General features: G+C 59.6%; 1 protein-coding gene. It reads right to left on the reverse strand.

Annotated elements, in window-relative coordinates; translation table 11 throughout:
* Positions 1 to 125: 125 nt before the first annotated feature.
* Positions 126 to 6,338: an Ig-like domain-containing protein gene (locus tag LHAB_RS02695; RefSeq protein ID WP_304438209.1), complete on the reverse strand. Its 6,213-nt coding sequence runs from the start codon at positions 6,336 to 6,338 to the stop codon at positions 126 to 128.
* Between the last annotated feature and the right edge of the window lie 14 nt (positions 6,339 to 6,352).

Below are 6,352 nucleotides of genomic sequence, written 5' to 3' on the forward strand. Positions count from 1 at the left end.
CATGGCCAGGGGCTCCTGGGCGCTACGCTCGAAAACCAACGCGGCAGCCGCCATTCCATTCACCCGCGGCACGAGGTGCACGCGGGTGAAGGACTGAAGCGCAACCTGGCCCTGTCGCGACGCGATCAGATCGTGTTGTGCTCAAACAAGGGCAGCAACCTGTTGACTTCTGCGCCCGCTGACGTCATGGCATTGGTCACATCGGTGGCCACGCCCTGCCCGTACACCGTCAGGGGAGACAGTAGTTGAGGCGTAGTTTCGACCGCTGCCACAAAGGCTTGAGCCACGTTGGTCTCGGTGGTCATCTCCACCCTCAAGGTACCCAGCAGGTCAACCACAGCCGCACTCGGTGTGCCGTTGTCGCTGACCACTTGGTTATTGAAGGTAAAGATCTGGTTGCCAGAAGCGTAGGTCTTGTTGAGATCGCCCAATGCAACAGCTTGACCAGCCTTCAGCACTTGGCTCAAATCCAGATCATCACCAGCACGAGCACTCAGGTCGTTGATCACGGCCTTCAAGTAAAGATTGCCGTTGCCTGCGTCCAGAGAACCCACCTTGAAGGTGTCACCACCGGTGCCGCCCGTCATAACCACCGTAGCAGCCACGCCGCTTGTGTGACCTGTCGTTGCAGCCACCAGCAAGTCGTTGCCGGCACCGCCGCTGAGCAAAGCCGTCTCACCATTCAGACCCTTATCGGCCACAAGCAAGTCATTGCCAGCCTCGCCAAAGATCCTGTCGTCGCCACCGCCGGTGCTGACCACGTCGTCGCCGTCACCCGCCAAAATGGTGTTGTCACCCCGGTTGCCGACAATCACGTTGGCCAGGGCGTTGCCCACCACCTTCATGTCCGCATTGCCGAGCAGCACGATGCTATTAACCTGTGCGTCCTGACCTGCCGGCATGTTTTGCCCTGGTGCCAGATCCACATAGCCCAACTCCAGCGTCAGCAAATTGGCGCCACGGTCCGCACCACCGATGGTGCTGCTGTTGCCCATGAACACCATGCCTTCCTTTTGCACCACATAAGTGGTGGGCGAGGTGATGGCGTTGTCGGCAATGTAGATCACATCGCCGCTGCTGGCCAAGGCCATGGCTTGGTCGATCGAGCCAAAGCCATCGGCACCCACCACCCACACACGCACTGGCTGAGACGGATCGTTGGACGCAAACACCAACTCTTGCAAACCGTTCACAGCCACAAAGGTGCCATTGAGGTTGACCTCCACATCGTTGCTGACGTTGGTCCTGAACATGCCATCGAGCTTTGCGATCAGGCTGTTGGCTGGCAGTGCCGAGAGCGTCGAATCAAACACCATCACCACCTCTGTGCTGTTCGCGTCGGCAGCCGCAGCAGTCAAACTCGCGTAGCCGTTGGTGGTCTTGCCCATCACTGAGGTGGTATTGGTTCCCACCAAGGCCACATCCACAGTACCTGACAGCGTCTCAAAGCGCAGACGCTCCACCCCTTGCAGGGTATCGGTCTGGCCTGCTACTGCCACTTCGAAGGTGTTGTCAGACTTGCGGGTCACCACATTGCCCAACGCTGCCAGCAAAGCATCCTGGCTGGCCAACGGATGGCTCGCTGGGATTGCACTGGTCACACCCAGCACAGCAGCGTTGTAGACCACGGTGTCAGAACGGCCATTGAAGTCGGCCGAATCCACGATCTCATCGTCGCCCCTTCCACTGCCGATCGCGATCGAGTTGGCGCTGCCCAAGAGTTCAGTGTCGATGTTCAGCGTCTGACCCACAGTGCTACCAATCTGGAGCACGCCGTTGCCCGTCACGCTAAACGCCGTACTGCCCACATTGATCTGCTCGGCCTGCACATAAGCCATGGCAAATTCACCAGTGGCCTTCGCGAAACTGAACACTGGAGTGCTGACAGACGTTGCAGACCGCACGAAGTCAGGCAAGGTCACATCACTGCTGCTGCGCCATGCGCCAATGAGCCAATCTGCTGCTGACCCGGTGCCAGCCACCGTCACGGTGTCATTACCAGCGCCGCCTACCAGATACTCCACTTCTCGGGTTGCATCGAACACTAAGCTGTTGACGTCGCTGTTGTCGCCGCTGCCGCCCAGCTTGCCTTCGGCAAACACACGGGTCTGGGTCACACCACTGGTCAACTCCGTCACATTCGAAACGTTACCCGGACGCAGCGGAGCAGTAATGGTGCCCGTAGTGGCCAAGTCGTTGCCCGCCAGATCCTGGACAGCCACTTCGTTCACCGTCACCATGCCCGAATCGGCGCCAGGGTTGGTGTAGCGCAGCTGCACACCCAAGCCCTTGGTCACCATCTGGCTCAGCGCAAGGATCACTGACTTTCCATCACCGTTAAGGCTTACCGATTCCACACCAATGGTGTAGCCAGCAGACGTCACAGTGAACGCGTTCTTGAGTGCGTCGTCATGGTTGGCCAGATGGAGCGCCTGGTTCAGGCGCAACTCAATCACCTGCCCCGTCACTTGACCACCACCCGAGACCACGTCCCTGAGTTGAGCCGTCCAACTCGGGTTGGTGCCACCCACTGCAGCCAATGTCGGCGCCACCTTGTCGATGGTGATCGCCTGCGTCTGCACCGTCTGGTTGCCCGCAACGTCGGTCGCGGTCAGCTCCAGGGTGTAGGCACCGTCTGCCAAAGTAGACAAGTTGCCGGTCACGTTGCCGCTGGCATTCACGCCATTGGTCGCCAAGGTGTGCACCACATCACCTGCTGCGTTCTTCACCACAGCAGTTGTGCTGGCGATGCCGGCTAAGGCATCACTGACCGTGTAGGCTTGGCTAAAGCCTGTGGCTTGCGCCAGGCTCAAAGCGGTGTCTGTCAGAGCCGGCAAGTTCAGCGTCGGGTTGGTCTTGTCAACCGTTACGGTCTGAGTCTGCACCGACTGATTGCCTGCATTGTCCGTGGTCGTCACTTCAACGGTGTACAAACCATCGGCAAGGCCAGAGAGGTTGCCAGCCACCTGACCATTCGTGGTGGTCAAGGTCGCACCGCTCATCACTGTGCTGCCCGACTTGACGACGGCCACCGTGTTGTCCACACCCGCCACGCCCACGTCCACGGCTGTGTAAGTCTGGGTGTAGCTGGTCGCCTCTGCGGCAGTCAGCTTATTATCGGCCAGCGCGGGCAGGGTCAAGGTCGCTGCAGTCGCATCGAATCGAACTGTCAGGTCCGAGCTCGTCACATTGTTGCCTGCAGCGTCAAGGTGCTTAGCCACCAGCGCATTGGCGCCAGGGGTTAGTGCCGTTGTCAGGGTCACATTCACTGTGCCTGCGGCCGCCTCCTCTGTCGTCAGCACCGCGCTGCCCAGCACCGCACCACCCTTGAGGACCTGGATCGTGTCGCCTGCTTCAGCCCGGCTGTTGTTGAACGTCACAGCAAAGGTCGACAAAGCAACATTGGTCAGGTTGTCCGTCGTGTCCGCACTGTCAGAGGTCAGGTCCAAAGCCACTGCCGTGCTGATCAAGGTGTCTACAACCTGGTCAACCTGGGTTGCGTTGGCCACCGTCAACGACATCACGCCATCAAAGCCCGGCGTTGGCGTCACCGCCATGGTGAACACTTTGCCTTCTTCACCTGACACCGTGCTTGGTACCAAGGCACCCTTCGTACCGTTGACCACAGTCACATCAGCATCAGTGAAGTTGGTCACCGGTGTTGCAAATGTGAAGGTGTACACCACTGCACCGCCAGCAATGCTGGCCACATTGGACTCATCTTCAGTGATGGAGACCACCACTGGGAAGACCAGCGCACCGGCTGCGCCTGTGAAGGCCACCAAGCTGTCGTACTCTGCTTTGCTGACCACGTCCGTGGTGATGAAGCTGTCGACGCCCATGGTGCGCATCAAGCCCAAATCAGCACCTTTTGCCAACAGAGCAGCAGCCGAAGCGTTGATCACCACCGTATCCGAGCCATAGAACGTCAAGTTCTTGGCCAAGGCAGCAGAAGCGTCTGTCAAGCTCACATCCAGTGAGCCCGCTTTGACCAACACCGAGCCGTTAGGCGCTGCTGTAATCGCCGCTGCCGTGCTGGCAAACGCATCCAAGATCACGAAGTTCTGGATCAGCGCTCCGTTGGTCGCTTCCAATGCCACAAACTCAACACCAGTCAGCGTGTCAGAGCCCGTGAGCGGTGTGCTCACCGTCAATGTGCCCGACTGGCGTGCAAACACCGCATCTGTAGCGACTGTTCCGCTGATCACCGCTGTGTCGTTGCCTGCACCACCGTTCAGGGTGTCGTTGCCTGCAGCACCGATCAAGGTGTCGTCGCCCGCACCACCACTCAAGCTGTCGTTGCCGCCCGCCACGTCGTACAACACGTCAGCGCCTGCCGTGCCGGTCAGGCTGCTGGCATCTGCTGCGCCTGTGTCCACGCCCAGTTGCGTGTAATTGGCACCCAACACCAAGCCAAGGCGGCTGGCGTCATAAGAACCCTCAACGCCGCTGATCGTCGCAGCCTGGCCCCATGGCGCTGGGCCATTCAGGGTTGCACTGACATCCACACCAGTGCCGGTGACGTTGTTAATGTGGGTGTAGTTGTAAATGCCCACCGCACTCTTGCCAAATGCGCCAGTCATCTCCACATTGCTCAACACCACCGTGCCTGCAGCCATTGGCGCAGCGTAAGCCGCCGTCGAGCCTTGCAACAACACACCGTAGTGTGATGCCGCCGCCGTGGCTGTCGTGACACCCAAATCACCCGCAATCTTGACATCCGTGATCGTCGCATTGCCGTCAAAGCCCCAGGCCACAATGCCCTGGTGCTTGGCCGCATTGCTGGCCACCTCGTTGTCTTGGCTGATCTTCACATTGGTGATCACCAGATCACGCAGATCAGACGTTGCGCTTTGCACGTCMACAATCACGCTGCCGTTGCTCTGGCCCACAAACTCGCTGTTAGTGACCGTCAAKCTGTCAACCATCGTGCCACCCTGAGGGCCGAAGACAGAGACCGCCTCCGTTCCACCCACAACCTTCACGCCGCTGATCGACACGCCAGACACTGTGCCCTGCACCACAAAGGTTGCCGACGTCGTGCTGTTGATCACCACATCTGGGCCGTTGGCCGTGTTGCCATCGCTGGCACCTACGATCTCAATGGCCTTGTTGATCGTGATCTGGCCGTTGTTGTCGTACTGGCCTGCAGCCAGGTCCAAACGCGTCACCGTCGCATCAGTGCCCATCGCCAACTCAGCAGCCGCTTTGAGCGTCTCTGAGCCTGCCGAAACATTTAGCGTCATCGTCAGCGCACTGTCGTTGCCCACGCGTGCCAGCAGTGCGGCAGCATTCGCCACCGTCACAGCACCCGCGTTCAAGCCCGTGTTGATCACCGACACACCATCAATGTTCAATCCGGTCTCTGTTGAGCCGTCGACTTGGAACAGCCCCCCGGCATTGCCGTAGATCGCCGCAGCCGTGTCAACAACAGTGACCGCATCATCCAGATGGAAGCTCGCGCCCTTGTCCAACACCGCCTGCGCCTGTGCCACCGTCAGCGTCACCGCCTGRCCAGCCACCAAYACATCGCCTGCGCCTGCAGCTGCAATCGCCGCATCCAGCGTCAAGCCACCGTTGGCCTSRTCAATGACCACATACTTCTGGCCACCGTGCTGCNNNACCACTTCCACGCCRTCMARCACCGTGTCTKTGCCCTSTKCRCTGGTGATCGTCAATTTGCCWGYACYGTCRCGWGCAAATGTAGGCGCAGTCGCAGAAACAATCACGACCGTGTCCGCACCCGAACCGCCGCTCAATGCGTCGTTGCCTGCACCACCACTCAAGGTGTCGTTGCCAGCACCACCACTCAAGGTGTCGTCGCCTGCACCGCCGCTCAGGGTGTCGTTGCCGCCCACGGCGTCGTACAACACATCCGCACCCGCTGTACCTGTCAAGCTGTTGCTGCTTGCCGGTGCCGTATCCACACCCAGTTGCGTGTAATTGCTGCCCAACACCAAGCCAAGGCGGCTGGCGTCATAAGAGCCCTCAATGCCACTGATCGTCACAGCCTGGCCCCATGGCGCTGGGCCATTCAAGGTTGCACTGACATTGACATTCGTCCCAGTGACGCCATTAACGTTGGTGTAGTTGTAGATACCCAGCGCACTCTTGCCAAATGCGCCAGTCATCTCCACATTGCTCAACACCACCGTGCCTGCAGCCATTGGCGCAGCGTAAGCCGCCGTCGAGCCTTGCAACAACACACCGTAGTGTGATGCCGCCGCCGTGGCTGTCGTGACACCCAAATCACCCGCAATCTTGACATCCGTGATCGTCGCATTGCCGTCAAAGCCCCAGGCCACAATGCCCTGGTGCTTGGCCGCATTGCTGGCCACCTCGTTGTCTTGGC

It is taken from the genome of Limnohabitans sp. 2KL-27, from assembly GCF_001269345.1.
GTDB lineage: Bacteria > Pseudomonadota > Gammaproteobacteria > Burkholderiales > Burkholderiaceae_C > Limnohabitans_A.